The following is a 26,346-nucleotide window of genomic DNA, read 5'->3' on the forward strand; positions in this document are numbered from 1 at the left end:
GGCATCTATGACAGCAATTAAATTGGGGGTTGTAATGGACCCCATCAGCCAGATCAATATTAAAAAAGATTCCAGCTTTGCTATGCTGCTTGAAGCACAGCACCGTGGCTATGAAATTCATTATATGGAAATGGCCGATTTATACTTGCTGGAAGGTGAAGCACGCGCCACAACCAAAACGCTGACCTTGCGTGAAGACACTCATAGCTGGTATCAGTTTAATAAACAGCAGGATATTGCCCTGGCAGATTTAAACGTTATTTTGATGCGCAAAGATCCGCCATTCGATACCGAATACATTTACGCCACTTATATATTAGAGCGGGCAGAGCAAGCGGGCAGTTTAATCGTCAATAAGCCACAAAGCCTGCGCGATGCCAATGAAAAACTGTATACCGCCTGGTTCAGCCAGTTTACGCCTAAAACCCTGGTTAGCCGTGATGCCGCCCGGTTAAAAGCGTTTTATCAGGCCGAGCAGGATGTCATTCTTAAGCCATTGGACGGCATGGGCGGCGCGTCCATTTTTCGCTTAAAACCCGGTGATGCCAATGTCAGCGTGATAATTGAAACCCTGACCGAGCATGGCAGCCGCTATGCAATGGCACAGCAATATATCGCCAAGATAACAGAAGGTGATAAACGGATATTAGTGATTGATGGCGAGCCGGTACCTTACTGTCTGGCCCGAATTCCGGCCAGTGGCGAAACCCGGGGTAACCTGGCGGCAGGCGGCAGAGGCGAAGCCCGGCCGCTTAGCGACTCAGACTGGGCGATTGCCCGGGCGCTTGGGCCGGTATTAAAAGAAAAAGGACTCATTTTTGTGGGGTTAGACGTAATAGGTGATAAGCTTACAGAGATCAATGTCACCAGCCCCACCTGTATTCGCGAAATCGAGGCGGCTTATCCGGTAAGTATTACCGGTATGTTATTCGATGCCATCGAACAACGCCTGGCCGTCACCTGAATGTTGTAACCATAATAATGTAACTTTAAAAGTGAGGTTGTTATGCAAGATTTCCAGAATCATTTTCTTATTGCTATGCCTGCACTGGACGATCCGATGTTTAAGCGCAGTGTCACCTATATTTGTGAACATTCTGCAGAGGGCGCCATGGGAATTGTTATTAACCATCCGCTAAACGTTACCGTGGCTGAATTACTTGAACAGTTAGAAATAGAGTTTGACGGTAACAGTGCAGTTGCCCGCAGCGCAGTATGCGCCGGTGGCCCGGTGCAAAGTGACCGCGGCTTTGTGTTACACAGCCCAAAAGGCGGTTACCACAGCAGCCTGGAACTGAACAATGGCCTGATGGTCACCACCTCGAAAGACATTTTAATGGACCTGACCACCAAGGAAGCACCAGAGAAATTTTTGCTGGCCCTGGGTTATGCCGGTTGGACCGCCGGTCAGCTTGAGCAGGAAATCAGCGACAATAGCTGGCTGGTGATCCCGGCTGATAACACCATTATTTTTGATTTAAGCCACGCTGAAAAATGGCAATCTGCCACGGCGAAGATGGGCATTAAAACCTGGCAACTTACCGCAGAGGCCGGCCACGCATAATGAGCAGCAGCAGAACCGTACTCAGTTTTGATTACGGCACCAAGAGCATCGGCGTGGCGGTAGGCAATGAGCTTACCGGCAGCGCCACCTTACTTACCGCGCTTAAGGCGCAAGACGGTATTCCTGATTGGGAGCAGATAGCAAAACTAATTAGCGACTGGCAACCACAATTATTGCTGGTGGGCCTGCCGCTTAACATGGACGGCAGCGAACAGGACTTTACCATTCGTACCCGCAAATTTGCTAATCGGCTGCATGGCAGGTTTGGGTTAGCCGTAGAATTTCATGACGAACGGCTTTCAACAGCCGATGCCCGTAGCCGGTTATTTGCACAAGGCGGCTATCGAAAACTGGCGAAAGACAAAGTAGATAGTGTGTCGGCGCAAATTATTTTTGAAGGTTGGTATGAGCAACAGCCCTGAGCGAGATAACAGCCTTGAGCGAGATAACAGCCCTGAGCGGACTAACAGCCCTGAGCCAGATATAGCCCGGGGTTATTATCAGCATTACAAAGGCGCTTATTATCAGGTTATTGATCTGGCCCGGCATAGCGAAACTGAAGAATGGCTGGTCATTTACCGGCCACTTTATGGCGACAGTGGTTTATGGGCGCGTCCGGCCACTATGTTCGCTGAAAATGTCACCATCGCCGGCGAAGAGCTGGCCCGCTTTGCATTTATTGGCAGCCAACCACCTGCCTGAGCCGTTCATCCCTCTACGTTATATATCGCATCTTGCCGAAAATCACCGCAATTAACCGCTTATCATATTTTTAACCTGCCTGACGTTAATTCACTTTAGTATTCTCACCGTTAGCTAAACCTTAGCAAAATGTCGTTACATTTAATTTATTAATGAATACGCAGGAGCATGATATGTTTGAATCGTTAGAGTGGTTTCACCTGTACGAATAGCACAATCCCTGATTTAGTCTGATAGGTGTGGCATGCAGTGGCAAACTACTGACAAAAAAATGAATTATAACAAAGACAATGGAGAGCACTCATGAGTAAGAATGTTGGTCAGGCACTGGTCGATATTTATGTCGCACCCAAGCAAGTATTCAATGTGCTACCCGAGAAAAAAGGCTGGAGCTGGTTGCCTTTATTAATCATTCTCGCGGTTAACACTATCGGTATCTGGTACTTTTATTCCGGTATGAGCCCAGAGTGGATTGTTGAGCAGCAAATTGCCCAGACTGCCCACAACATGACCCCGGCAGAAATAGAGCAAAGCCGCGCTGTCATGGGCCAGATGGCCGACAAAACCGGTATTATTTCGGTTGGTGCGCTGCTGGTTATGACGCCCATCATGCTGGCTATTATGGCGTTATATTTAATGCTGGTGGGCAACCCTGGTCAAAAACGCCCCTTCGGTGACTGGTTCGCTATGGCCATCTGGAGCAACATGCCTGGGGTCATTAATATGCTTGGATTAATTGTGCTGGTACTACTTAGCAGTGATCCTAACTTACCGCTTACTACTGCTAATTATTTATCGATAAATCAATTAGTTCTGGGGCTGGAACCGGGTCAGGCCTGGTATGCCTGGGCTGAGAATTTCAACTTAATCTTTCTGTGGATCAGTGGTTTATTTGCGGTAGGTTTGAATAGCTGGAGTGGTTACAGTGCAGCAAAAAGTACCCTACTCGGTTTTCTGCCGCTAGTGGTTATCTATGGTCTGTGGGCCGTGTTTATCTGAATCGAATAAACGGAATTTACCGATGAAAAAAGTGCTGATACTGCTGGTCATCGTAGTGGCGCTGGCAGGCTTAATTGGCCTGAGCCAATACCGTAAACAACAGCAAACCACCAGTGTTACAACGGCACTGGTTACTGAGGGCGCGCTGGCCGACAGTATTCTGGCATCGGGCAATCTGGAATTTAATACCCAAATTCAGATCCGCTCAGAAGTTACCGGCCGGGTACTGGAAGTGTTAGTGGCAGAAGGTGATGTGGTCGAAAAAGGTCAGGTGCTGATGCGCCTGGATGACACCGCGTTTGCTGCTGACGTTAACCGTACCCGGGCCATGGTGCAAAGCCAGCAAATCGATATTGCCCGGGCCAAAGCCCAGTTGGCTGATTTGCAACGACAGTTCAGTCGCCAGCAGCAACTTTATAGCAATGGCCTTATTCAGCAGGAAACCATAGACAGCCTGCAAAGCCAGCTGGATATCGCCAACATTAACGTGCGCGCTACCCAGGCTGCGTTACAGCAAGGCCAGGCAACCCTGGCGATGGCAGAAGATAACTTAAGTAAAACCGTATACCGGGCACCCATTGCCGGCCTGTTGTCCACGGTTGATATTAAGCCAGGCGAGACCGTAATCGCTGGCAGCACCAATATTATTGGCAGCCCGCTAATGACTCTGGCCGATCCCAGTGCCATTCTGGCCGAACTGCGGGTAGATGAAGCCGATATTGCCAATGTGCACCTGGGACAACAAGCTGAAATTTATGCCGCCGCTTACCCGCATCAGGCCATTAACGGTGAGGTTATCCAAATTGCCACATCGGCACGGTACATGAATCAAAGCCAGAGCTTGTCCTTCCGGGTTAAGGTATTACTGCAACCTGAAGATATTGCGCTATACCCCGGGATGAGTTGCCGTGCTGAAATTATTTTATCGCAAAAGCAACACAGCCTGCAGGTACCTATTGCCGCTATTCAGCAAAATGCCCAAACAGGTGATGATTACTTTGTCTGGAAAGTTGCCGATGGTCTGGCGACAAAACAAATGGTCACCCTGGGCATGGCAACAGATATTGCACAGGAAATTGTTAGCGGCCTGCAGATAGATGATGAAGTTATCGTTGGCCCCGCCCGCACCATGCTGGGGTTAACCGAAGGGCGACGGCTGGACACAGAGCGGCAGGAAAACTGAGATGAGCGATGCTGTTATCCAGCTTAAGCAAGTCAGTAAAAGTTATCAGATGGCTGATGAGACATTTTACGCGTTAAAACAGGTTGATTTAGCCATTGTTGAAAATGACTATGTCGCTATTATAGGGCCTTCAGGTTCCGGTAAATCAACCTTAATGAATATTCTCGGTTGCTTAGATTCGCCAAGTGCCGGCCATTACCAGTTGGCTGGCCGCGATGTCTCAACCATGAATGAAACGGAACTGGCCGAGCTTCGCAACGAAGCTGTGGGGTTTATTTTTCAAAGTTTTAATCTGCTGCCCCGTGCCACCGTGCTGGCCAATGTCATGCAGCCGCTTATTTACCGGTTAATGGCCAATAGTGAGCGTAAAACGCTGGCATTAGAGGCATTACGCCGGGTTGGACTTAGCGATAAAACCGGACATTTACCTAACCAGTTGTCCGGCGGGCAACGTCAGCGTGTCGCTATTGCCAGGGCACTGGTGACCAAGCCACGCATTTTGCTGGGCGATGAACCCACCGGTAACCTGGACAGCAAAACTACCAAAGACATTATGAAATTATTTGACCAGCTGCATCAGGAAGGCCATACCATTATTCTGGTGACCCACGAGCAGGACATTGCTGATCACTGCCAGCGGGTTATCCGGCTGGTTGACGGCGAAGTTGAACAGGATTTTCGAAACCCACAGGAAGTAACCGCTGATGCTTAAATTACTCCATGCCGGTTTCGAGGGAACCAAAGCGGCCTTTGCCTCCATTCGCGCTCATGGCTTGCGCAGCGCTTTGACCACGCTGGGAATTATTATCGGGGTGGCCGCGGTCATCACCGTGGTTGCCATTATGCAGGGGCTTAGTCACAGTATTACCAGTCAGCTGGATGACTTAGGCAGCGATATGATAACGCTTCGTGCCTACACCCCAACAAACCAGCAAATGCTCGGCCTGCAGAACCGGCTGCATTACGATGATTTTCTGCTGTTAAAAAGCCGGATAAGCAATGTTGAAGATATGACCGCCAGTATGCAGGCATTTAGCATGGGCTCTCAGGTGCAATATGGCCGCAACACCGCGCAATCTCAGATCATCGGAACCGACAGCAGTTATCAGAATGTGGTGCGGGTATATCCGGAATCAGGCCGGTTTTTATCTGGCAGTGATGATGATCGGCGCCGCCGCGTGGCCTTTATTGGTTCGTCGTTAATTAAACAGCTTGATTTACCCGCTAACCCGGTTGGTGAGTTTATTAATTTATCCGGTGACTGGTTTCGGATCATTGGCGTGGCTGAAACCCGCGGCAGTATGTTTGGTTTTGATCAGGATAATTATATTATTGCACCCTTCAGTACCATTCGCTCGCTAAGTGGAGAACGCGCTGCCCGCAATATTGATGTGATGTTTCGCCCGGCGCCCGGCGCCGATGCTAAACAAATACAGCAACAAATGCGCGCTGTACTGCGCCAACACTATAAACTAGCAGCGGATGAGCCCGATCCGTTTGAATTTGTCAGTGCTGAGCGCATGATAGAGCAGTTCAATACCATTACCAGCACCATTACCCTGGTCGCCGGCGGCGTGGTCAGCATCAGCTTGCTGGTTGGCGGCATTGGCGTAATGAATATTATGCTGGTATCCGTTACCGAGCGTACCCGGGAAATTGGTATTGTTAAAGCCCTGGGCGCTACGCCGCAGTTTATTCTGATCCAGTTTCTGGTCGAGGCACTGGTGCTATCCTTATTTGGCGGCATTATTGGCCTGGCACTGGGCGCTGGTGTTGCCAGCTTTATTGGCCTGATGATGCCAGCCATGCCCGAAGCCCTGGTGCCGTTGTGGGCCGTGTTACTGGCCATTGGCTTTACCACGTTAATTGGCGTGGTATTTGGTCTGGCGCCGGCTATTAAAGCGTCACGCTTAAACCCGATAGACGCTCTGCGCTATGAGTAATGCTCCAGCACCACAAGCGCCGGCAATTGAGCCAGCTTTTCGACCGCTTTTAAGCCAGAAGCATTATTATCCGCCATGTTGGCGGTACCACTCACCCACCATTAAACTGGCCGCAACACTGACGTTCAAAGACTCGACCTTGCCACTGCCGGGTATTTGCAATGCCATATCAGCGCTATTGGCCACAGCCTTAGATACCCCAAACATTTCTTCGCCAAATACAATCACCACTTTTTGCGGCAATGCCGTCTTATAAAGTGACTGGCCGCCATGGCTTGACGTTGTTACCAGGCTGTAGCCCGCATCCTTGCATAACTTTAACGCCAGCGGCATATCATCACAGCTAAGCGGCGCAATAAACTCGCCGCCACCCTCAGCAGTGCGCAGCGCTGCGCCGGATTGCAGTAGCTGCGGCTCACGCATAATAATGCCGGTAACACCAAAATGAGCACAGGTACGGGCAATGGCGCCTAAATTGTGCGGGTTACCCACGCCATCCAGTGCCAGTAAGCAATCCCGCCTGGCGTTATTGTTACTAAGATAATTGGCAATGCTGATAAAAGGCTTACGCTTTACCAGCAACACGATGCCGCCGTGGTGCTGGCTGGCAGCAACTTTTTCCAGCTCGGTATCGTCTACAATATGGTAGGCCTTCTTTTCACTGGCCAGATATTTCATCACATCAGCAAATTTGGGAGCCATTTGCTGGGATATGTACAGGCGGATAATAGCCTGTGGCCTCTGGCTAAACAGCACCCGGCAGGCGTTGTCGCCATACACTTTGTTCTCTGCAGCAAGCTCTGGGCTACGTGCCGGTTTGCTATGCGCTTTATTACTATGAGTCGCCGCTTTGTTCTGGCTTGTTTTTTTTAACCAGGGCTTATTTAAGGCGTTTTGCTGGCCATCGATACTGCCCGGTTTTGCCTGGCGCTGCGGGTTACGTCCAGCGCGTTTTGGTTTGTCAGCCATCATAAATCCTGTGTTACACGATATGGCGCCAATTTTAGCATCGCTATCGTGCTATTACTTGTATTTTTCCGCTACCGCAGTATCCTTGGCGGCTCTATCTTAGCTGTTAACAAATCAGGACCAGTGCAGTATGCTTAGTTACCGCCACAGTTATCATGCCGGCAACCATGCCGATGTCTTAAAACATCTGGTACAGGTAACGATTCTGGATTATCTGCTGCAAAAAGATAAACCGCTGTGCTACCACGACACTCACGCTGGTGCCGGGTTATATAGCCTTAACAGTGAACACTCGCAAAAAACCGCCGAATACCAGCAAGGCATTGCTCTACTGTGGCAGTATCAGGCAACATCGGCGCCGTTGGCCCGTTATTTACAGCTGATTAGCGACCTGAACCCTGAAGGTGAACTGGCGTTTTACCCCGGCTCACCAAAAATTGCGGCTTTAATGCTACGGCCACAAGACACCATTCAGGCAACCGAGCTGCACCCTACTGATTTCCCTATGCTGCAAAGTCAGTTTGCCAGACGTCGTTATACCCGTATTGAGAATATCGATGCTTATGCCGGCTTTAAAGCCATGCTGCCACCACTGGCCAAACGCGGTCTGGTGCTAATAGACCCGCCGTACGAGCTGAAAACGGAATATACCGATCTGGTAGCCGGCCTGAATGAAGCTTACCGGCGTTTTCCTCAGGCCACTTATGCTATCTGGTATCCGGTTATTGAACGCGACGCCGTGGAAGCGTTTATTAAAGCTATTGTTGGTACCGGTATTAAAAACCAGCTTCGTATCGAGTTTTGTCCGCTGCCTGATAAAGCCGGTTTCGGCATGAGTGGCAGCGGCATGCTGGTGATTAACCCGCCTTATACCCTGGCCCAGCAAATGCGCGATGCGCTAACAGAGTTGGCACCGCTGCTTTGCCACACCCAGGATAATAATAAACAACCTGGTAGTCATGAACACAGCGCCGGAAACCTATGGCAAGTCAGCCAGTTGGTGGGGGAATAAGCCATGACATTAACCGCTACCCTTAGCCGCTTTTGCCTATGCGCCGTCAGCGGCCTGTTATTGTTGCTATATTCAGCCAACAGCACGGCGTTTGGCCGCACCGGCCATACTATAATTTGTGATATGAGCTATCAGCTGGTGCAACCGGCCACCCGGGCTAAACTGGACCAGCTGATTAAAGCGACCCCATATCAGAGCTTTGGCCCGGCCTGCGTCTGGCCGGATGACGTTCGCTCAGAGGATGAGTTCAGCTGGACCAAACCCCACCACTATATTAATTTGCAGCGCGGTGAAACGATAGTGACCCGCAGCCACTGCCCGGCAGAAGGTTGCGTGGTATCGGCCATTGAAGATATGCAGCAACGGCTGCAAAAAAATCAGGATGACTGGCAGGCACTGTTGTTTTTAAGTCATTACATCAGCGACCTGCACCAGCCTTTGCATGTCAGCTTTGCCGATGATTTAGGCGGTAACCGCACGGCAGTCTATTTTTTTGGGGAGCCCGCTAATTTGCATGGCCTATGGGATACCAATATGCTGAACAAGCTAGGCTATACCGAACCGGCAAAACAACAACTCCTGTTCGCCAGCCTGACACCAGAGCAACAGCATCAGTGGCGCAATAGCACATTAATGGACTGGACCAATGAATCGGCCACCATTACCATTGGCTTGTATCAGGACTATCGTCCCGGCATGCTGATTGACGATATTTACCTGACGAAATATCAGGCGTTGCTGGAACAGCGCCTGCTTAAGGCTGCGGTGCGACTGGCCGCTACCCTGGAAACCGTGCTGGCACCCTAGCCTGTCAGCGGATCCAGCCTTTGCTGATCTGACGGAAACTGTCATGATCAGCGCGCTCAAGCCATTCAAATGCCAGCATTTCTTTGCTAATGATCTGACAGCCTGCCTGCTGCATTCTGCTTAGCGCCAGCTGCTTATTTTCAAGCGTTCTTGAGCCAACCGCCTCGCTTACCACAAAAACCTGATAATCCGCCGCCAGTAAATCGAAAACGGTTTGCAAGACACAGACATGGCTTTCTGTACCAATAACCACCACTTGCTGCCGGTCCAGCGCCTTTAGCCGTTGTACGACAGCCGGTTCACGATAAGCGCTAAAGTGAATTTTCTGCAATACGGCATCGTCTGGCAATAACTCACGTAAACTGGGCACAGTATGACCAAGGCCCTGCGGATACTGTTCGGTCGCGACCAGTGGAATATCCAGTTGCAGCGCCACCTGCAACACCCAGGCCGCAGCCTGCTCTACTTGCTTGGCATCTGCAATTGCCGGTGCCAGCTTTTGCTGAACATCAATTAACAGCACCATACTGTGGGTTGCCTGTAATAACATGAGTTGCAAGGTTCCTTGTGCATAATGAGAACATGACGGTGTTTATTGCTGTGTTTATTGCGTTAGCGCTTTACACCGCAGGGCACTGTTGCAAAGCATTTGCTTTCGGCAAGGCAGCAATTGCCAGGATATGTCCGGTCGGCGCAAACTGTAACTCAACCCATTGCGGTTGCAACGCCGGCTCAATCTGCAGCATAGTGTTAAGCTCCTGCACCAGTTCCATAGCTACATTCAACTGCATTTTATCGCACATGGCAATTTGCCAGGAGTCTTTATGCTGCGTCAGTAAGCCTATCTGGCGGGACATGGCAATATTAAGCTCACCGGCACGCTGCAATTGACGCTGCTGTGCTTTGAGGGTTTGCAAACGCAACGTTTGCAGCTGCTGCTGTGCACCTGGCAAGTCAGTTGGCGCTGCCGACGCAGTTAAATGGTGCCATTGCACCGTAGCCGAATCGCGGTTGCTTGCTGGCGCACTGCTTAACGTTTCAATCTGATAATAGCCCTGATACACATCAGGCAGCGTAGCAGGATTAACCCAGCTAAGCACTAAGACTAAAGCCGCAACACCAAGCGCCATTTGTGAAAAATATCCCCATGAACGCCAGTTTCGCTGGCTATGGGAGCGCTTTGCCTGCTGTAAAATGCGTTGCTTCAATTCCTCAGGCATAGGTTGTTCTGCTTTAAGCGCGGCATAAACGTTTCGTAGTGCACTATCGTCGCTCACGTTATCTGTCACCTTTTTGTCAGAACCCGGGCTTACATCTGGCTTAGACATTATCCTCTCCCATAAGCTGCGCTAAGCGTTCGCGCGCATAACGTAACCGGCTTTTAATGGTTTCTGGCAGCTCCCGGGTTATCTGGGCAATATCGTCCAGGCTAAACTCCTCCAGCTGCAATAATATGGCCTCACGCTGCAGCACTGGCAAGGAGGCCAGCGCAACCGCCAGACGCTCTTTTTGCTGTAGCCGCGCCAGTTGCTCAGCAATACATTGCGGAGCCTGGCATAACCCCTCGGTGTTACCCTCGACATCCTTGCACTCAGTAAACTGCCAGCGCTGTTGCTTGCGTAGCTCATCTACCAGGGCATTTCTGGCCAGGGTAAATAACCAGGTCTTAAAACGGCTTTCTGAGCGGTAACTATGGCGGTTCTCTAATACTTTTAACCAGCACTGCTGACAAATATCTGCCGCCAGCTGAGCATCGGCTTGCCGTAATAAAAAATGATATAAATCATCGCCGCATTGCATTATCAGCTTTTCCAGCCACTGCAGCTGACCACTTTGCTGAAATTGTTGCATCAGCTCATCGGCACAACTGCTGCGGTTAAACCAGCCCGGAAGTATTACAGACCATGCCATAAGCCAACTCCTTCTGTTGGGTATACTGCTCTTATGCCTAATCAGAGCTTAGCCAGCATCGACATTAAAATCGAGTACAACCTGCAAATTTGTCTGGCGAATCGCTTTACCGTCAATAACTTGCGGTTGATACTTCCAGCGGCGCAATGCTCTTACTGCCTCGCGGTCAAACACCCCTCGGGGCTCGGCTTGCAGCACCTGCACGTCGGTTACGGCACCACTCTCATCAATACTGAAACTCAGTTTTACCCAGCCGCTAATGCCATCGCGCAGCGCTGCCACCGGAAATCGGGGTTCAACCCTTACCACCGGTGTTGCCGAGGTATCTCTGCCCATACCCATATCAGTGGGGCCAATTACTGGCGGTGCCACGGTCAATTCCGGCCCCGGCAGGGTCAGCTTGGTTACCGTTGTTGGTGTGCGCGGCGCCTGCTCCGGCGGCACCACAGGCGGTGGCGGTGGCGGCAGTTGCTTAACCACTACCGGCGGATCATCCGGGGTTATAAAGAGTTCTACCACCGGCAAGATTTTCAGCGGTGGTCGCTCAGCCAGCGGCGGTTTTATCAACAGATACATAATGGCAAACAGGCTGAAAGTAACTAACCCGGCCAGAAGCATGCTGCTGATCATCCGGTTAAGGGTGCTAACAGGGCTTGAATAACGTAGTGTTTGCATAGGGTGTCCTCCGTGTTTAACTATTAGACGACGGAGGACGGACCACGGGGTTAATGTTTTTTAATTATTTTCTGGCTTCGCCGACTACTTGTTAACGGATCAATGGCTTCGCCGACTACTCGTTAACGGATCAATGGCTTCGCCGACTACTTGTTAACGGTTCAATGGCTTCGCCATTGGGCATGACACAGTGCATCATGTTTTTCACGGCTTAGTAAAATGCGGGCCAACACTTTATCAGGGTTGCCGTCCAAACCACTTATGCCTATTTGCGCTTCATAATGCAGCTCAGGCTCCAGATCCTGCATGGTCAGCTCTACCCATTCCGGCCCGGGTATTACCAAATCGACATAGCCACGCTGCTCATATTGCTGCTGATATTCGTTATAGTCTTCTGCACTGAGGTTTTCTGGCGCTAACTCTTCAAAAATATCAAACGCGTGGTCGCACAGCTCATCTAACGACCACATTTCTAAATCCTGCATCAAGTCATCCTGTAACAACGTTAATATTGCAATAGTAAGTGTGCTGGCAGTATAGCAAGCCTTTGCCCTGAAAGCTGCCAAGCTGTTACACTGCAGCCGTTTATCATAGCGGATGTCAGTATGTATATTTGTCCACTTTGTCACCAGACATTACAGTTAACAGGTCGTCAGTTTCAGTGTGCCAGCAGGCATAGTTTCGACCTGGCTAAAGAAGGCTATGTCAATTTGTTGCCGGTACAACATAAAAACTCGAAAGATCCCGGCGACAATAAACAAATGATTAGTGCACGGCGGGAATTCTTGCAAAGTGGTGCCTACCAACCGTTATCGGATGCCCTTAACGCACAAGTAGCCGGTGCTGCCGCTACCAGTTCCAGCAGTATCCTGGATTTAGGCTGTGGCGAAGGCTATTACAGCGGTCGTTTACAACAGGCGCTAACGCCAGGCGCCGATCTGTATGGCATTGATATCTCTAAAGCGGCGGTAAAATACGCCGCCCGTCAGTACCCGGCTATGCGTTTTGCGGTAGCCAGCGCCTATCAGCTGCCTTTTGCCGATAACAGCTTCGATTGGGTAATACGGGTTTATGCGCCATCAGATAGCGCCGAGTTGCAGCGGGTTATTAAACCACAGGGCAGACTGCTTAGCGTTAACCCCGGGCCAAACCATTTAATTGAAATGAAGCAAGCCGTGTACTCTGAGGTAAAACTGCACAGTGATGTCATAAAAGAGCAGCCAGGGCTCAGGCATGTTCAGCGCCAGCACCTCAGTTATCCGTTAGCCGTTACCGACACTACCCAGTTAGATAACTTATTACAAATGGTGCCGCTGGCCTGGAAGTTTAACAGTGAAAACCGCCAGACGTTTGTCAACGCCACCCGCAGCATCAGTATCGACTTTCTGCTTGATGTATATCAGCTAAACGACTGAGCGCCTTAACACTGGGGCTCGCCAGCGCTATTTAGCTTACAATTGGCCAGCGTGGCTTTGTCATGCTGCTGCAACACCCCAAACATTGCAGCCCAAAAGGTTGGCGTTAACTCGTTCACCACATTCGACTCGGCATTTAGTAAAATGACCAGGCCGAGCTCCCGCTCGCGTGAATAGGCCAGCTCGGCCCGAAAGCCCTGCACCCAGCCACCATGATAAATAAGTTGCTCTGCACCAAACTGATACACCCGCCAGCCGAGGGCATAGTGGGCATCTGTCAGATAATTACGCCACTGACTGCGGCGCAAATCTCGGGGCGTTTTCACCCGTTTTTCAATAATTTTATCTAATACGTTCTGCGGCATCACCTGCGGATAATAACCCAGCTGCGCAATCAGCCAGTGGCTTAAATCAATCACACTGGCATTAACCCCTGCAGCGGGAGCAAACCGATAATAGCTTTGATTAACATTGCGTGAGTGCCAGCGCCCTCTGGCCCGGATATGCGGGCTGGCACGGTTTTCATTTAGTAAGTAGGCTTCTAACCCTACTGAGGCCGTTGGCAGCTGCAGCGGCTCAAAAATATTTTTCTTCAGCAGGCTGGCATAGTCGCTACTGGTAGTCTGGCTGATAATAGGTTCAATTAAACTGAACAACACATTTTGATAGCCATAACACTGGCCCGGGTTACATAAAGGGTCAATTTTCTGAAACTGTGGCAATATCCGCTCGGGTACAATATTGGCTTCAATCAGGTTATCGTAAGCATTGGGCATTACCCCACTGCTTTGCGACAGTAAGTGTTCTATTTTCAACTGTGGGTTATAGGCGGCATTTTTAAACGAAAACTCCGGAATATACTGCACCACCGATTCATCCCATCGAAAATGCCCCCGCTCTTCCAACAAACTGGCCAGCCCGGCAGCAAAGGTTTTTGAGACAGAGGCAATCCGGAATACCGTAAAAGGGTCAACCGGCGCATCACCGTCAATATCCCGAACACCAAAACCCTTGGCACTGATAATTTTATTCTGATAGACCACCGCATAGGCGGCCCCCGGTATGCCGTGTTCCACCATTTGCTGATTAAAATACTGCTCAAAACTGGCCAGCTCTGTCGCCAGCAGCTCTGGCACGGTTGGCTCAGCTAAAGGCTCAACTAAGGACGCAGCAACAGGCTGTGTAGCAGGCGCTGCTGCCGCAACTGAAGCAGAAAGAAAAATAGCAACGGCTAATAATACTCTAACCAAAATAACCTCAAATGTGTTTACGCTGGCCGGTCAGACCCTGTCTGCGCCAGGCTACCAATGCCGCAAGCAATAGCATACCAAAACTTAAGGCGCCACCGCTGCTATTATCAGGGTTAACCGCTGCGCCCCCCGCCGGGTTTATTTGCACCGTGGTATTACTGCTATTCTGGCTAATGCCATCATCTGCGGTAAAACTAAACACCAGACTGGTACTGCTGGTCACTACCGGCGCAGTAAAACTGGCATCCAGGCTGGTGGCACTGCTTAGTGTTACGGTTGGCCCGGAAAGTTGCAGCCAGCGATAACGTAAAAAATCATTATCACTGTCCGTTACTGTGGCACGCAACTGAACCATAGCACCCGCTAGCGCAGTTACCGTCGCCGGAGTGCTTACCTGCGGGCTACTGTTAGCGCACTGGCTATTGCGCTCCAGCGTAGCAATACCTGCCAGCCAGCTGGAGAACGCCAGATTTTGTGGCGGGCACAGGCTGGTATTCTGATAACTAAAGGCACTTAAACCGGTCAGCTCAATAAAATTCTGCGGCAAGGTACCACTAAAATTATTATCCGCCAACCATAGTATCTGTAAATCAGTCAGCGCTGCCAATGCCGACGGTAAGGCACCAGACAACTGATTTGACTCCACAAACACGCGTTGCAAGCTGGACAACTGGCCAAGACTGGCGGGCAAAGCGCCACTGAAGTTATTAAAAGATAAATCGAGTTGGCTAAGCGCGCGCAGCTCACTGATTGCAGCCGGAATGGCACCTGTAAACCCGTTTTGCCATAAGCTTAACTGCTGCAAGCTGCGCAATTGCAGTAATACAGCCGGAAAATCGCCAGTCAGACTGTTAAAGCTTAAATCGAGTTCTGTTAATGCCGTTAAGCCAGCAAGCGCTGCCGGCAGCTCGCCGGTCAGGTTATTATTACTAAGATCCAGTGCCCTAACCTGGCCATTACTGCAGCTTACGCCTGCCCAGCTGCATACCGCCACCTCAGGTTCAAGCCAGCCCTGATTATTCAGCCAGCTCTGACCTACGGTCTCGTAATACAGCTGTACCAGCGCGTTACACTGGTTAAGCGGCACCATCAGGTTAGTCAGCCCGGTGCAATAATCGTCATTACGCGGCAACACGCTTACCACAGAGTCAGCAAAAATAAGCTCTGTGGCATCACCACTAAACTGCCACTGTCCGGTAAAAATGCCATCTTCGACGTTATCACGCTCAGTAAGTAAAATGCTCTGAGCGCTATTTTCGGCAGTAACCTGTGGCTGAATAGCGTTACCATTACAATCGATACTCAGTACCCTGATATCCAGCATGCTACCCGCCGGCAAATATACGATAGCCGTGGCGGGTGAAATGCGCCGCGCTGGCTGGCTCTGGCACTGCAGCACTCCGGTATCGGCTGGCAGCCCCCTGCCGACACTGCTGGCCAACAGCAATTTACCACTACTGGTATAATCCCGGATAAGAGGATCGGTGCTGACTTTACCGGTTAACAGTAACCTGGCCCGCAATGCCTGCCAGCCAAGCGCAGGCTCGGCAGCTTTAAGTAAGGCGACCACCCCACTGACTACCGGTGCGGCCATTGAGGTACCGGACACGCTGGTATAGCCATCGTCCAGATCCGTGGTAACAATGGCTGCTCCCGGGGCAGTAACATCTACCCACTCACGACCATAATTGCTGAAAGTTGCCTTATCCTGTGCCTGATCATGTGCCGCGACACTGATAATATTGGCTAAATCGTATGCCGCCGGATACAACAGGCTTTGGCTACCGCTATTGCCGGCACTGGCAATAAATAATATACCGGCTTGCTGATGACGGGCTATCGCTTCATACAAGGCCTGCGACTGACCAGCACCACCCCAGGAGTTATTACTGGCAACAATATTAATGTTATGGCGCTGTTTTAAGTCCAGCAGATAATCCAGACAGGCGATGGCATCACTCACAAAGCCAGTGCCCGTTTCATCTAAAAATTTGCAATGTAATACCTGCAGTTGCCAGTTTACTCCGGCAACCCCCAGCGTATTATTAGTTGTCGCAGCAATAATGCCGCCTATCTGGCTACCATGACCATCTTCATCGGCCGGATCACTGGTATTATTTGCGGTATCAATGCCATAAATGTCATCAATATAGCCATTACCATCATCATCAACACCGTTAATCGTCTCTACCGGATTACGCCAGAGATTTGCCTGTAAATCAGGGTGCAGATATGCCACGCCGGTATCAACCACAGCCACCACCAGCTGTTGCTCACCCGTGCTCTGTTGCCAGAAAGCCGGCGCGTTAATACCCTGAACCTGGCCTAGGTGCCACTGCAGGTTAAATTGGGGATCATTTGGAATGTGTTGTTTTTTAAGAATGTAATCAGGTTCGACAAAGCGAACCCCAGGCAACTGCCGGTAATAGTTGACGGCCTGCTGCAACTCAATACCCTTGGCCAGCTCTACCCGCAATAAGCCTGAGCCCCCGCCCTTTCGAAGCGCACCGCCCAGCGGTTCCACCCTGCTCGCGTAGTGGCTTAAAAATTGCGCCGCAGCATTATCGGCATGTTGCAAGCTTACGCTGCTATATTCCGTATTGGTAGCAACAATAAGCCGGAGCGGTTCAGCTGTCACTGGTAGTATTAATATTGCAATCAGCAACAACCCGGCTTTTATCGAACCAGCTGTTATCGAAATAGTCAGCATAACGCTTACCCCGCTATTCGTTTATTACCTTAATAATAAGCTATACGCCCAAACACATCTATCCGATGCAATAAACGGCTTAGCAGGGTTAATTACGCTACTGCAGGGTATGACTGGCTCGATAACACCAGCGTTGTAAAATTAAATAAACGCCAGTACCAGTAACCGGATCCAAATCAGCCACAGCGCCAGGCACCCCAGCAGAAATACTCTGAACCGCAGCCGCACATTATTACTGCCAATATGAATAACCGTATGCCAGTAACGAAGAGCCACAAATACGATGCCCATTACCAGAAACGTTAAATCGGCCAGACCAAATTGCAGGCAGAACAGCACACTGAACAGATATAACATCGGCATCTGAAACTGATTATCAAAATTGCGACTGGTTGCAATAACCTGTTCGTTAGCCCCGGTTAAATCCATGGTTCTGAAAGCTGTCATGCTTATTTCTTTACTCTTTGCCGCTTTAATCCTGCGCCGCCCCATAAAAATCATCACTACGCTGGTTAGCAATACCTGGGCAAACGCCGGCAATAACATCAACTTTTCCATCAGTTTTTCCTGTAAGGTTGTTAAATATCACTATTTTCGTGGCAAAGTATGCCTGTTACCGGTGTTAAAGCCAATGCCCGGCATTATCAATAATCCTGGCGTTTACAGCCCAGGCTGCTTTGGGTATTCTTAGCCGCTAATTTTCAGGGTTATTTCAGGAGCGAGGCAATGGCCCAACTTTATTTCTACTACTCGGCAATGAATGCCGGTAAATCGACCTCGCTGTTGCAAAGTGCTTATAACTACCAGGAGAGAGGCATGACCGTGGCCATTTACACCGCTGCGCTTGATCATCGCTTTGGTCTTGGCAAAGTCAGCTCGCGTATTGGTCTGGCGATGGATGCGCACATTTTTAGTGCGGAATTTAATTTTCTGGCGCATGCTCAGCAACTTAAAATGTCCGGTCGTTTAGACTGCATTCTGATAGACGAAGCGCAGTTTCTCAGTAAAGCTCAGGTGCGCCAGCTTACCGATATCGTCGATGAATTACGGATCCCCGTGCTGGCATTTGGCTTACGCACAGACTTTCTCGGCGAAACCTTTGCTGGCAGCGAAGCCTTACTGGCTTGGGCCGACAAGCTAATTGAGCTGAAAACTATTTGTCACTGCGGTCGCAAAGCCAATTTTGTCGTGCGACTCGATGCAGATGGAAATGCCGCTACCGCCGGCAGTCAGGTGCAAATAGGCGGTAACGAAAGTTACGTGTCGATGTGTCGTCAGCATTTCAAACAATTAGTCTGGCAGCAAACTTAACCCGCTGGAAACGGTTCAGAATTTGCCATCAGCGCTCAATCCGTTATAGTAATTAAAAAACTATCGTGATTTATGGTTGCAAACTCAGACGCTTATCCCCATTTTTGGGCCATCCTTGACCGACTGCCATTAGCGCTGCTCTACAAAGAGAGTGCCAGAGCAGAAATTTTTGCCAATGCGGCGGCCCGCAGCCTGCTGGGCGAAACGCTGCCAGATAAACCCCTTAGTCTGCCACAATTGTCTGAAATCAGAATTCTGGATCAGCACCGCAATAAAGTCAGTCTGCTAAGTAATCCATTACTCATGGCCTTAGGTGGCACCAAGCTGCGCCAGCAGATTTTACTCGAAACAAAGGACACCGCAGCACCGTATATGCTGCAAAGCGAGCTGGTCAAATTGCAGTTTAGCCTGGGCAATACTATTGTTGTTACCTTGTCGCCACTGCATAACCCTCAAGAACCCAGTGCAATACTTTCCCTAATTCAGCCGCTGACAGCGCAGCCAACACATGATATTGCAGAACTGGAAGAGGCACTGGCCTTCGATAAACTGATGTCACTGATTTCTACTGAGCTTATCAATGTCAGTAGTAACGCGCTTGATCAACATATTGAAGATGCGCTGGCAGCCCTCGGCGAGTTTTGCCACGCGGATCGCAGCTATATCTTTCAGTTTAACAACGACCTAAGTGAAATGAGTAACACCCATGAATGGGTCCGTGATGGCGTCACTGCCTATAAAGAGAACTTGCAACAAATACCGGAGCAGGCGCTGCCTTATTTCTTTGAGAAAATTCAACGAGACCATATTTTTGCCGTATCGGATGTCGGCAAGCTACCAGCCGAGGCTGCGAGCGAGCAGCAAGAATTTGAACGCGAAGATATTCGCTCCGTATTATGTATTGCCATGCTGGCCGGCCAAAAACTGATTGGCTTTGTCGGTTGCGATATGGTGGCCCGGCAACGCAACTGGACCAGCAATGATCTGCGACGGATAAAATTAGTCGGAGAAATGATTGCCAACAGTATTCAAAACGTAAATTACCGGGTGTCTTTACAACAAATTCAACAAGAATTATTAAGTGCCAACCGGGAGTTGCAAAAACAGGCTAATCAGGATGGCTTAACCGGCCTGGCGAATCGACGCAACTTTGATGAGAAATTACTGGAAGAGCTGCAGCGCAGCGCACGAAGCAAGCTGCCGCTGGGGCTGATTTTACTGGATATTGACTTATTTAAGCCCTACAACGACCATTATGGCCACCAAGCAGGTGATGCAGCGCTGCAACAAGTAGCGACGGCGCTTAAAAAAGAAGCGCGCCGCCAGGGTGAAGTTGCGGCCCGATATGGCGGCGAAGAGTTCGCCCTTATTCTGCCTGACAGTGACCCTAAGGCGTGCCTGGAGGTCGCCAGGCGGGTGCAACAACATATAAAAGCGCTGCAAATAAGCCATTGCCAATCCGAAGTCGCCGACTACCTTACGGTCAGCATTGGCTGCTACAGTGTCATTGCCGATAAAAATACCAAGCCAGAACACCTGTTACAACATGCCGATAAAGCCTTGTATCAGGCCAAAGCCGCCGGCCGTAATACTATCGTCACAGATGAATAATATTACAACCGGTCAATGCTGAGCTCGCCACTCTTTTAATTATAAAAATCAGAACGCGCTTCGGTCATATCAATTAACTTAACTGGTCGGTTTAGCGGCTGACCGCCATCACGGGCAATCGGTACCCAGGGTAAACGGCCGCGGCCTTTGGCAGGCTTAACCGCAAACAAGTCAAATGGCAGCGACAAGTAAAAGCCTTTGGTAAAACTACCTTCCCCATACTCGTCTGACGATACATTGGTAATTGCCGCATAAGCGCCAATAACAATGCCACTGTCAAAGCGCTTGGCAAAATCAACATTCACCCCTTTGTCTTGTGCCAGAAACTGGCCAATATTAAAAGTTAAGCGAGTATCAGGTAAAAATTCTGGCTGCCAATACAGGTTTATATGACCGGTAAAGGTATTATAATCAAAAAAGTCTAAATCATTTTCAAAAGAGCGCTGGCGCACATAATTTAAGTCAAAACCAACGGCAAAATTACTGTCAACGGGCCGGTACAGCACTTCAGTACCCACCCCACCAAACATAGTCTCCAGATAGCCGCCATAAGCCTGAGCAAACCAGTTATCGCCTAGCTGCTTCTGCCAGTGGCCATAAGCATTTTCCATTGTTAATTTGCTACGGGTAACATACTCTCTGGCAAACGTGCGTACCCGCGGCAAGGGGGTATCCAGCGCATCAACTTTAAAGTTAAACTGATCAAAGTTTTCCAGCAAGGTTAATTTTGCCGCGCCATTAAAACTGAAGTTTTCAGTAAAGCGGTAACCGGCTCCCAGAAATAAACCGCCCTGATACATATAAAAACTTTCCGGATTACCAAAGCTCTGGATCCAGAAAATTTCCGCTCCTGTATAAAAACCGGTGTCATAGGGTACGTCGGCCAGCGCCATAATGCTTTTATCCGGGGTCTGCCTTATATAAGTCGACCTGATATCAGGCTGCAGCTCGTCGTAAGCAGCCGCTTTAGCAAAAGCCTCTACATCAATTACTTTTTCCACCAGTGGTAAATTACCACTAAATTCAATTACCCTAATTCGCTTAATATGTGACGGTAATTGGGTCAGTACTACCCGGGCCAGGCGCTCCGTTGCTTCTTCATCGTCCCTATAAAACAACTGATGACCATACAAAATAAACTCATCATCGGTCATTTTTGAAGTTTTTAAATAAAACCCGGCATTAGACAACAACTGGTTTAAAATTAAGTTGAGATTAGCAAAATCATCCCGCTGTGCGCGCGGCGATGCCACAGGTCGCATTGCTGGTTTTATTTTCGGCTGATCGTTACTGTTTAAATCAAGCTGATAATGCACGCCAAATCCCAGAGTATTGCCACGCTGATAATTTAAATCAAAAGTAACATCACGCCACTGATATACTGCTCCAATATTCCAGCGGCTATCCTGAGTTAGTTCTCCAGCTCTATCTCGCGAATAGTCATTGCCCTCGTATTCCAGCTTTAACCTTAAAGGGTGCCAGGGGGTCTGGTATTCAACTCCGGCAAACAGGGAGGCCGGGCCTTTAAAAAACTTCGTATAACTAATTTTACCGCCTTGTCCCAAGGTCTCGCCAGGTCGGGTACAAAAGCTCTCGCGAATCTCACATAACGGGTTTAGGGTATTGCCCGCCGCACCCAAATAGCCCCAGCCCATGCCCAGATGAAAATCAATATTTCCCCATGCTTTGCTTAACGCAATAAATTCACTTTCAAATAAACCGGTGCCACCAAAATCGTTAAAACCCACGGCCAGTTGCGGCAAATAACGGCTCTCTTGAAGTAACCGAAACTTAACATCAATACCTTTGTCTTTTAGAGTCTGATCGCCGCTAAAACCAGGAAACTCGCTGTAGTTGACCGTTCGAACATCGGTGTAACGGGCGGTGGTTTCCAGCCAATCAAACAACTGAATACTGACTGACCAGAAACGATACTCTTCGTTGTCAGTGTAATTTGCCGTCATCGTACCGGCAGATGACATTCTAGCCGTTGGGGTCTGGATTAAACCAACACCACCGCGCACCATTTGCGAAGGTTTATTTGCATTAAACTGCCAACCTAAGTCTTCATTGTCGCTGGCAAATGCTGCACTACCTGATATAAGCAACACTAAAAAACTTGCGCCGAAATTAAAACCTTTATAATTCATTGTACTACCCGATGTAAAACTAGTGCCAGCAAATTCTGGTTGAGTTGCTCCAGCTCTGAACTAAACCATTCTGATTCAAAAGGAACAAATACCAGCGCGCCCGGCATCGCTTCAATATGCTGACGGTTCCAGTTAGCGACACCCACTTTAATTACGGTGCCATCTGGCTGGATAACATATACCACCGAAGCATCTGCGTAAGCAGTACGCTCAATCGCCGTCAAATACTCAGAGATGGAAGTTGCGCCATTATGAGGAACAACAACATCTTTTTCGATCGCTCCCCAAAACTGAACGGTTTCAGGTCGCACCATTAGTTGCAGCTTGTAAACACCGGTGTCAAATTTGGGATTGAAAGGCGCCTGAGCTCTGGCCAGATCATAATCGATCGGTATTAATATCCGTTGTGCCAGTTGCCAGTTTGCAACCTGAAACTTAAGCGCATTAAGCTCTGTTTGCAACTCAGGCTTAGCAGACGCTGCAAGCGTCTCCAATTGCTGCAATACGGTCGAGCGCAGATGCTCCGGGCTGTTGCTCGCTAGCAATGAGCTGTTTAGCCTTGTACTATTTAATTTGGTATTGTCCAAACGATATAGTTTCGAAGCTGGCCAGTACCAGTTTTGCTCCAGGCCTTTTTTAGCTAATACCTCGGACAGCCGGGGCTCCACTTCAAAATTGTAAGCGCTATTATTAATATCAACGATTACCGCAGGACTCTGTGCAAATACAGGAATCAGGTAGCTCGCTACAACCAAAACAACGTTAATGAAACTTGCAGTTTTCATATCGCATCCGCCGCAACATCTTTGCCAGAACGCTGTAGCTGCCTGACTACTTCACTGATAAAGGTCAACTCAAAAGGCTCGGCCCCCGGGGCCAGCAATTGGACACTTTTTAATACTGCACCATTTTTTGCATCCAACCAGAAAAGGTTTTGCCACTTATCATCAAACCGGACAAAATTGGACTCTGCTATATAATGGACATTTTCAATTAACGGCACGACCTCCAGCTGCACACCGAAAAAACTCATCGATTGTATCGGGCCGAACTGAAAAGTAGATGTTGTCGGATAGCCATATTCGCTATGCTGCCAATCCGCTAACCGGGTCCAGTTAGCGGTGGAAGACAATTTTAATTGCTTTTTTAGCGGATCACTGCTGCTATTAGTAAGGTGCACTAAATCGTTAGTTAAGCCGATAGTACGGACAATTCGGCCTTGCTCGGTTACCAGCACTACGCGATCGGCCGACACCCATTTAAATTGGCCTCGCTCAATAAACATCAGCGCCATTGCGACCTGCGCCTGCTCACCGTGCTTTACGTATAAATAATCATGAGATGCGCTAGAAAGAAAAGAATAAGGTAATTTTACATCCGGCGTTTCGGTAAATGCCAATTTTAGCATGTCGGCATAGGAGCGGTAGGTGCCAGAGCAAGACATAAGTGACAGTGAAGATAAACAACACGCAAGCAGCAACAGCTTTTTAGCAGCCATCATTTTTTAAAACCCATAAAATTTCCGATATAAACAAAAAAGCCGCCAAAAGGCGGCTTTTTAAAACTTACTGTTTAACCTACTGGTTGTACGATCGCTGGGTAAGTTACCGTTACTGGCACCACAGTGATGGTGTTAGTGTTGGTAACGGTACCAGAAACGCTTGCCGTTGCAGTAGCCGTGGCAGTAGTGGTAGAAGAGTTGGTGCAAACACCAGCGACTGGTGCGCCGTCACCTTCGTTACACACTAGCTCAAACTCCTGCTCATCAGGAAGAGTAACACCGGAATTATTGGAAATAATAGCAGCAGCTACTGCAGCTGAAACACCCAACGCAGTCAGGCTGGCTATAGTTAAACCACCAATACCGGCAACACCAGTACCACCGGCAGCAGCTTCCTGCTGAGCATTAACACCGGAGCTTAATGCCAGTGCCATAGCGGCAATAATTAATTTTTTCATCGTTTGTCCCTCATATCACAAATTAAAATTCCAGTTGCACGCAGCTTAAACCAAACGCGACATAAGCTCAACCAGAATAACCAAAAATTTTTACGCTATTTGCTTGGTTTTAAACCCTGTACCTAACCGGTCCTGCTTTGCATTATTGACCAAACCCATCGCCGCAATCTGGCTCCCACTAGTCACATCACAGGCGGCCCTGACAACCAAATCACTGGTGGCACAACTATAATTAAATTCAGTGGGTGCACTACGAATGAGCTCAATAATTTGCTCAACTGCAAATGCTTCACACGCTTGGTCCAGTCGTTGCAACAAGTGCGACATTTCCGGCCAGCTAAGTTTTGCTTCATCGGCAGCCATTATCCGGCTATGCTCGGTCTGGCGCACATTTTCGCCGATTAGCAGCTCTTCATACAATTTTTCACCGGGGCGCAAGCCACTGTACTGAATTTCAATATCGCCATTAGGGTGAATGTCGTCTTTTACTTCCAGCCCCATTAAGTGAATCATTCGTCTGGCTAAATCCGCTATTTTTACCGGCTCGCCCATATCCAGCACAAATACATCGCCGCCCTTGCCCATCGCGCCCGCCTGGATCACCAACTGCGCCGCTTCCGGTATGGTCATAAAGTAGCGGATAATGTCTTTGTGGGTTACGGTTAACGGCCCGCCTTTACGAATTTGTTCACGAAATAACGGCACTACCGAACCACTGGAGCCCAGCACGTTACCAAAGCGCACCATACAAAAGCGGGTGCTACTCTGGTGCTCTGCCAAGGCCTGTAATACCAATTCGGCCAACCGCTTTGAAGCCCCCATTACATTGGTCGGCCGCACGGCTTTATCAGTAGAAATAAGCACAAAGGTAGCGACACCGGCTTTTATCGCAGCTTCGGCGGTATACCAGGTGCCAAACACATTGTTTCGCACGCCTTCTACCACATTATACTCGACCAAAGGTACATGCTTATAAGCTGCCGCATGGTATACCGTGTTAACCGCGAAGGTACGCATTACCGTTTCCAACCGGCTCTGCCGCTGCACAGTCCCCATTACAGGAATAAGCTCTACCTCAAGCTTTTCCCGCTGTATAATTGCAGCCAATTCCTGCTCAATGCTATACAAGCCAAATTCCGATAATTCAAACAGCACCAGCATTTTCGGCTCGTAGCGAATTATTTGCCGGCATAACTCTGAGCCAATTGAGCCACCGGCGCCTGTCACCATCACTACCTTGCCTTTAATATCGGCGTTCATTAATTTACTTTTCGGTTCAACGGCATCGCGGCCCAGTAAATCTTCAATTTTCACATCCTGCAGCTCATCAATTCGCATAGAGCCATCTACCAGATCACTCATGCCAGGGATAGACTGCACCGGAATAGGCAACTCATCCAGCGCATCCAGTACTTCACGTCTGCGGGCCCGGCTGGCCGAAGGTAACGCTAACAGCACCCGGCTGATATTTTTGCTTTTAATCAACGAGCTTATCTGTGAAGGCGACCCTACGGTAATACCTAAAATCGTTGAACGCTGCAAGGTGGTATCATCATCAATAAACATAACCGGATGATATTGTTCACCATTAAGTAAAGCATGAGCTAACTGCCGGCCAGACGAACCGGCACCATAAATTAATACCCGCTCTTTATGGCCGTTATTACGCTGCACTAAAAACATCCGGGCCAGTAAACGCACACCACCAGAGGTCACCAGTGCCAACATCGCATAAACGAAGATAAGATTGCCTTTATCACTTACTTCTAAAAAGGCAAATAGCAGCGCCAGAATTACCGCACTACTGACAATACCGCTTAACACTGCACCCAGTGCATGCTGACCAATATAGCGAATAACCGCCCGGTATAAGCCAAGCTTGGTAAAGATAAACAAGGTAACTGGCAAGGTAATAGTAAAAGCCAGGGCGATTTGCGGCACAAAATTGGGCTCACCGTGCTGAGTTAACAAATATGCCGCCACAATCGATGTAATTAAAAAACAGATATCAATAATCACTGATACCAGCCTTTTTATTGAACGCGGCAACGCCAGCAACCATCCAAACATTTATGTCTCCATCATTCTTTCTGTTCCCCGAATACCACTTTTTTCCAAATCGATCAGGTAAATCAGTTACAAAACAACTCAGCCCCGTTTTTTTTACAGCGCTAA

General features: G+C 49.1%; 27 protein-coding genes. 13 read left to right on the top strand and 14 right to left on the bottom strand.

Going from position 1 to position 26,346, the window contains the following annotated elements; translation table 11 throughout:
• Positions 1-7 precede the first annotated feature (7 nt).
• The 8 genes from gshB to B2X65_RS04405 all read left to right on the top strand — a co-directional run bounded on the left by gshB (position 8) and on the right by B2X65_RS04405 (position 6,391).
• The gene (gene gshB / locus B2X65_RS04370; protein WP_290610903.1) at positions 8-964 is read left to right on the top strand and encodes a glutathione synthase; all 957 of its coding nucleotides are present in this window, start codon (positions 8-10) and stop codon (positions 962-964) included.
• A 42-nt stretch (positions 965-1,006) separates the two neighbouring features.
• Positions 1,007-1,564, top strand: coding sequence for a YqgE/AlgH family protein (locus B2X65_RS04375; protein ID WP_290610904.1), 558 nt, complete (start codon positions 1,007-1,009; stop codon positions 1,562-1,564).
• Entirely contained in the window at positions 1,564-1,986 is a 423-nt protein-coding gene (ruvX, locus tag B2X65_RS04380) for a Holliday junction resolvase RuvX (RefSeq protein WP_290610906.1), read from the top strand. Before B2X65_RS04375 ends, ruvX begins: the two co-directional genes overlap by 1 nt.
• Positions 1,970-2,266, top strand: a complete 297-nt coding sequence (locus B2X65_RS04385; protein WP_290610907.1) for a DUF1653 domain-containing protein — start codon at positions 1,970-1,972, stop codon at positions 2,264-2,266. Before ruvX ends, B2X65_RS04385 begins: the two co-directional genes overlap by 17 nt.
• Positions 2,267-2,569: 303 nt before the next feature.
• Positions 2,570-3,265 (top strand): YIP1 family protein, encoded by a 696-nt coding sequence (locus tag B2X65_RS04390; protein ID WP_290610908.1) that lies wholly within the window; start codon positions 2,570-2,572, stop codon positions 3,263-3,265.
• Positions 3,266-3,287: 22 nt separating this feature from the next.
• The gene (locus tag B2X65_RS04395) at positions 3,288-4,448 is read left to right on the top strand and encodes an efflux RND transporter periplasmic adaptor subunit (protein ID WP_290610909.1); all 1,161 of its coding nucleotides are present in this window, start codon (positions 3,288-3,290) and stop codon (positions 4,446-4,448) included.
• 1 nt (position 4,449) lies between these two features.
• The gene (locus B2X65_RS04400) at positions 4,450-5,160 is read left to right on the top strand and encodes an ABC transporter ATP-binding protein (protein WP_290610910.1); all 711 of its coding nucleotides are present in this window, start codon (positions 4,450-4,452) and stop codon (positions 5,158-5,160) included.
• Positions 5,153-6,391, top strand: a complete 1,239-nt coding sequence (locus tag B2X65_RS04405; RefSeq protein ID WP_290610911.1) for an ABC transporter permease — start codon at positions 5,153-5,155, stop codon at positions 6,389-6,391. The genes B2X65_RS04400 and B2X65_RS04405 overlap by 8 nt, the downstream gene beginning before the upstream one ends.
• Positions 6,392-6,457: 66 nt before the next feature.
• On the opposite strand, the gene B2X65_RS04410 is transcribed toward B2X65_RS04405, so the two are convergent.
• Positions 6,458-7,360 (bottom strand): tRNA/rRNA methyltransferase, encoded by a 903-nt coding sequence (locus B2X65_RS04410; RefSeq protein WP_290610912.1) that lies wholly within the window; start codon positions 7,358-7,360, stop codon positions 6,458-6,460.
• 130 nt (positions 7,361-7,490) lie between these two features.
• Between B2X65_RS04410 and B2X65_RS04415 the strand changes: the two genes are divergently transcribed.
• Complete coding sequence (locus B2X65_RS04415; RefSeq protein WP_290610913.1) at positions 7,491-8,372, top strand: 23S rRNA (adenine(2030)-N(6))-methyltransferase RlmJ; 882 nt, start codon at positions 7,491-7,493, stop codon at positions 8,370-8,372.
• 3 nt (positions 8,373-8,375) lie between these two features.
• Positions 8,376-9,179, top strand: coding sequence for a S1/P1 nuclease (locus B2X65_RS04420; RefSeq protein ID WP_290610915.1), 804 nt, complete (start codon positions 8,376-8,378; stop codon positions 9,177-9,179).
• 4 nt (positions 9,180-9,183) lie between these two features.
• Here the strand turns inward: B2X65_RS04420 and B2X65_RS04425 are convergent, their stop codons facing one another.
• The 5 genes from B2X65_RS04425 to B2X65_RS04445 form a co-directional block, all read right to left on the bottom strand.
• Positions 9,184-9,729, bottom strand: coding sequence for a hydrolase (locus tag B2X65_RS04425; protein ID WP_290610916.1), 546 nt, complete (start codon positions 9,727-9,729; stop codon positions 9,184-9,186).
• Between the two features lie 70 nt (positions 9,730-9,799).
• Complete coding sequence (locus B2X65_RS04430) at positions 9,800-10,507, bottom strand: hypothetical protein (RefSeq protein ID WP_290610917.1); 708 nt, start codon at positions 10,505-10,507, stop codon at positions 9,800-9,802.
• On the bottom strand, positions 10,500-11,090 hold the full coding sequence (locus B2X65_RS04435) for a sigma-70 family RNA polymerase sigma factor (RefSeq protein ID WP_290610918.1): 591 nt from the start codon (positions 11,088-11,090) through the stop codon (positions 10,500-10,502). The genes B2X65_RS04430 and B2X65_RS04435 overlap by 8 nt, the downstream gene beginning before the upstream one ends.
• Before the next feature lie 48 nt (positions 11,091-11,138).
• Positions 11,139-11,765 (bottom strand): energy transducer TonB, encoded by a 627-nt coding sequence (locus B2X65_RS04440; protein WP_290610919.1) that lies wholly within the window; start codon positions 11,763-11,765, stop codon positions 11,139-11,141.
• 161 nt (positions 11,766-11,926) lie between these two features.
• On the bottom strand, positions 11,927-12,250 hold the full coding sequence (locus tag B2X65_RS04445; protein ID WP_290610920.1) for a DUF440 family protein: 324 nt from the start codon (positions 12,248-12,250) through the stop codon (positions 11,927-11,929).
• A gap of 120 nt (positions 12,251-12,370) precedes the next feature.
• Between B2X65_RS04445 and rlmA the strand changes: the two genes are divergently transcribed.
• On the top strand, positions 12,371-13,180 hold the full coding sequence (rlmA, locus tag B2X65_RS04450) for a 23S rRNA (guanine(745)-N(1))-methyltransferase (RefSeq protein ID WP_290610921.1): 810 nt from the start codon (positions 12,371-12,373) through the stop codon (positions 13,178-13,180).
• 5 nt (positions 13,181-13,185) lie between these two features.
• On the opposite strand, the gene B2X65_RS04455 is transcribed toward rlmA, so the two are convergent.
• The 3 genes from B2X65_RS04455 to B2X65_RS04465 form a co-directional block, all read right to left on the bottom strand.
• The gene (locus B2X65_RS04455; protein ID WP_290610922.1) at positions 13,186-14,430 is read right to left on the bottom strand and encodes a serine hydrolase domain-containing protein; all 1,245 of its coding nucleotides are present in this window, start codon (positions 14,428-14,430) and stop codon (positions 13,186-13,188) included.
• A 7-nt stretch (positions 14,431-14,437) separates the two neighbouring features.
• Positions 14,438-17,140 carry a S8 family peptidase gene (locus B2X65_RS04460; protein ID WP_290610924.1) on the bottom strand — a complete coding sequence of 901 codons (2,703 nt, stop codon included), beginning with the start codon at positions 17,138-17,140 and terminating at the stop codon, positions 14,438-14,440.
• Positions 17,141-17,281: 141 nt separating this feature from the next.
• Positions 17,282-17,698, bottom strand: a complete 417-nt coding sequence (locus B2X65_RS04465) for an MAPEG family protein (protein WP_290610925.1) — start codon at positions 17,696-17,698, stop codon at positions 17,282-17,284.
• A 168-nt stretch (positions 17,699-17,866) separates the two neighbouring features.
• Between B2X65_RS04465 and B2X65_RS04470 the strand changes: the two genes are divergently transcribed.
• Positions 17,867-18,451, top strand: coding sequence for a thymidine kinase (locus tag B2X65_RS04470; RefSeq protein WP_290610926.1), 585 nt, complete (start codon positions 17,867-17,869; stop codon positions 18,449-18,451).
• Positions 18,452-18,523: 72 nt separating this feature from the next.
• Positions 18,524-20,062: a diguanylate cyclase domain-containing protein gene (locus B2X65_RS04475; protein ID WP_290610927.1), complete on the top strand. Its 1,539-nt coding sequence runs from the start codon at positions 18,524-18,526 to the stop codon at positions 20,060-20,062.
• Between the two features lie 35 nt (positions 20,063-20,097).
• Here B2X65_RS04475 and B2X65_RS04480 read toward each other — a convergent pair whose 3' ends face one another.
• The 5 genes from B2X65_RS04480 to B2X65_RS04500 form a co-directional block, all read right to left on the bottom strand.
• The gene (locus B2X65_RS04480; protein WP_290610928.1) at positions 20,098-22,212 is read right to left on the bottom strand and encodes a YjbH domain-containing protein; all 2,115 of its coding nucleotides are present in this window, start codon (positions 22,210-22,212) and stop codon (positions 20,098-20,100) included.
• Positions 22,209-22,997, bottom strand: coding sequence for a capsule biosynthesis GfcC family protein (locus B2X65_RS04485; RefSeq protein WP_290610929.1), 789 nt, complete (start codon positions 22,995-22,997; stop codon positions 22,209-22,211). The genes B2X65_RS04480 and B2X65_RS04485 overlap by 4 nt, the downstream gene beginning before the upstream one ends.
• Positions 22,994-23,713 (bottom strand): YjbF family lipoprotein, encoded by a 720-nt coding sequence (locus B2X65_RS04490; protein WP_290610931.1) that lies wholly within the window; start codon positions 23,711-23,713, stop codon positions 22,994-22,996. Before B2X65_RS04490 ends, B2X65_RS04485 begins: the two co-directional genes overlap by 4 nt.
• Before the next feature lie 71 nt (positions 23,714-23,784).
• Positions 23,785-24,171 (bottom strand): hypothetical protein, encoded by a 387-nt coding sequence (locus tag B2X65_RS04495; protein WP_290610932.1) that lies wholly within the window; start codon positions 24,169-24,171, stop codon positions 23,785-23,787.
• A 90-nt stretch (positions 24,172-24,261) separates the two neighbouring features.
• Positions 24,262-26,241 carry a polysaccharide biosynthesis protein gene (locus B2X65_RS04500; RefSeq protein ID WP_290610933.1) on the bottom strand — a complete coding sequence of 660 codons (1,980 nt, stop codon included), beginning with the start codon at positions 26,239-26,241 and terminating at the stop codon, positions 24,262-24,264.
• Positions 26,242-26,346 lie beyond the last annotated feature (105 nt).

This window comes from Arsukibacterium sp. UBA3155, from assembly GCA_002364615.1.
Classification (GTDB): domain Bacteria; phylum Pseudomonadota; class Gammaproteobacteria; order Enterobacterales; family Alteromonadaceae; genus Alishewanella.

Bases quoted from the DNA above. Each gene is read 5' to 3' on its own strand.
- gshB (WP_290610903.1), top strand. From the start codon at position 8: ATGACAGCAATTAAATTGGGGGTTGTAATGGACCCCATCAGCCAGATC.
- B2X65_RS04375 (WP_290610904.1), top strand. From the start codon at position 1,007: ATGCAAGATTTCCAGAATCATTTTCTTATTGCTATGCCTGCACTGGAC.
- ruvX (WP_290610906.1), top strand. From the start codon at position 1,564: ATGAGCAGCAGCAGAACCGTACTCAGTTTTGATTACGGCACCAAGAGC.
- B2X65_RS04385 (WP_290610907.1), top strand. From the start codon at position 1,970: ATGAGCAACAGCCCTGAGCGAGATAACAGCCTTGAGCGAGATAACAGC.
- B2X65_RS04390 (WP_290610908.1), top strand. From the start codon at position 2,570: ATGAGTAAGAATGTTGGTCAGGCACTGGTCGATATTTATGTCGCACCC.
- B2X65_RS04395 (WP_290610909.1), top strand. From the start codon at position 3,288: ATGAAAAAAGTGCTGATACTGCTGGTCATCGTAGTGGCGCTGGCAGGC.
- B2X65_RS04400 (WP_290610910.1), top strand. From the start codon at position 4,450: ATGAGCGATGCTGTTATCCAGCTTAAGCAAGTCAGTAAAAGTTATCAG.
- B2X65_RS04405 (WP_290610911.1), top strand. From the start codon at position 5,153: ATGCTTAAATTACTCCATGCCGGTTTCGAGGGAACCAAAGCGGCCTTT.
- B2X65_RS04410 (WP_290610912.1), bottom strand. From the start codon at position 7,360: ATGGCTGACAAACCAAAACGCGCTGGACGTAACCCGCAGCGCCAGGCA.
- B2X65_RS04415 (WP_290610913.1), top strand. From the start codon at position 7,491: ATGCTTAGTTACCGCCACAGTTATCATGCCGGCAACCATGCCGATGTC.
- B2X65_RS04420 (WP_290610915.1), top strand. From the start codon at position 8,376: ATGACATTAACCGCTACCCTTAGCCGCTTTTGCCTATGCGCCGTCAGC.
- B2X65_RS04425 (WP_290610916.1), bottom strand. From the start codon at position 9,729: ATGTTATTACAGGCAACCCACAGTATGGTGCTGTTAATTGATGTTCAG.
- B2X65_RS04430 (WP_290610917.1), bottom strand. From the start codon at position 10,507: ATGTCTAAGCCAGATGTAAGCCCGGGTTCTGACAAAAAGGTGACAGAT.
- B2X65_RS04435 (WP_290610918.1), bottom strand. From the start codon at position 11,090: ATGGCATGGTCTGTAATACTTCCGGGCTGGTTTAACCGCAGCAGTTGT.
- B2X65_RS04440 (WP_290610919.1), bottom strand. From the start codon at position 11,765: ATGCAAACACTACGTTATTCAAGCCCTGTTAGCACCCTTAACCGGATG.
- B2X65_RS04445 (WP_290610920.1), bottom strand. From the start codon at position 12,250: ATGCAGGATTTAGAAATGTGGTCGTTAGATGAGCTGTGCGACCACGCG.
- rlmA (WP_290610921.1), top strand. From the start codon at position 12,371: ATGTATATTTGTCCACTTTGTCACCAGACATTACAGTTAACAGGTCGT.
- B2X65_RS04460 (WP_290610924.1), bottom strand. From the start codon at position 17,140: ATGCTGACTATTTCGATAACAGCTGGTTCGATAAAAGCCGGGTTGTTG.
- B2X65_RS04465 (WP_290610925.1), bottom strand. From the start codon at position 17,698: ATGGAAAAGTTGATGTTATTGCCGGCGTTTGCCCAGGTATTGCTAACC.
- B2X65_RS04470 (WP_290610926.1), top strand. From the start codon at position 17,867: ATGGCCCAACTTTATTTCTACTACTCGGCAATGAATGCCGGTAAATCG.
- B2X65_RS04475 (WP_290610927.1), top strand. From the start codon at position 18,524: ATGGTTGCAAACTCAGACGCTTATCCCCATTTTTGGGCCATCCTTGAC.
- B2X65_RS04480 (WP_290610928.1), bottom strand. From the start codon at position 22,212: ATGAATTATAAAGGTTTTAATTTCGGCGCAAGTTTTTTAGTGTTGCTT.
- B2X65_RS04485 (WP_290610929.1), bottom strand. From the start codon at position 22,997: ATGAAAACTGCAAGTTTCATTAACGTTGTTTTGGTTGTAGCGAGCTAC.
- B2X65_RS04490 (WP_290610931.1), bottom strand. From the start codon at position 23,713: ATGATGGCTGCTAAAAAGCTGTTGCTGCTTGCGTGTTGTTTATCTTCA.
- B2X65_RS04495 (WP_290610932.1), bottom strand. From the start codon at position 24,171: ATGAAAAAATTAATTATTGCCGCTATGGCACTGGCATTAAGCTCCGGT.
- B2X65_RS04500 (WP_290610933.1), bottom strand. From the start codon at position 26,241: ATGTTTGGATGGTTGCTGGCGTTGCCGCGTTCAATAAAAAGGCTGGTA.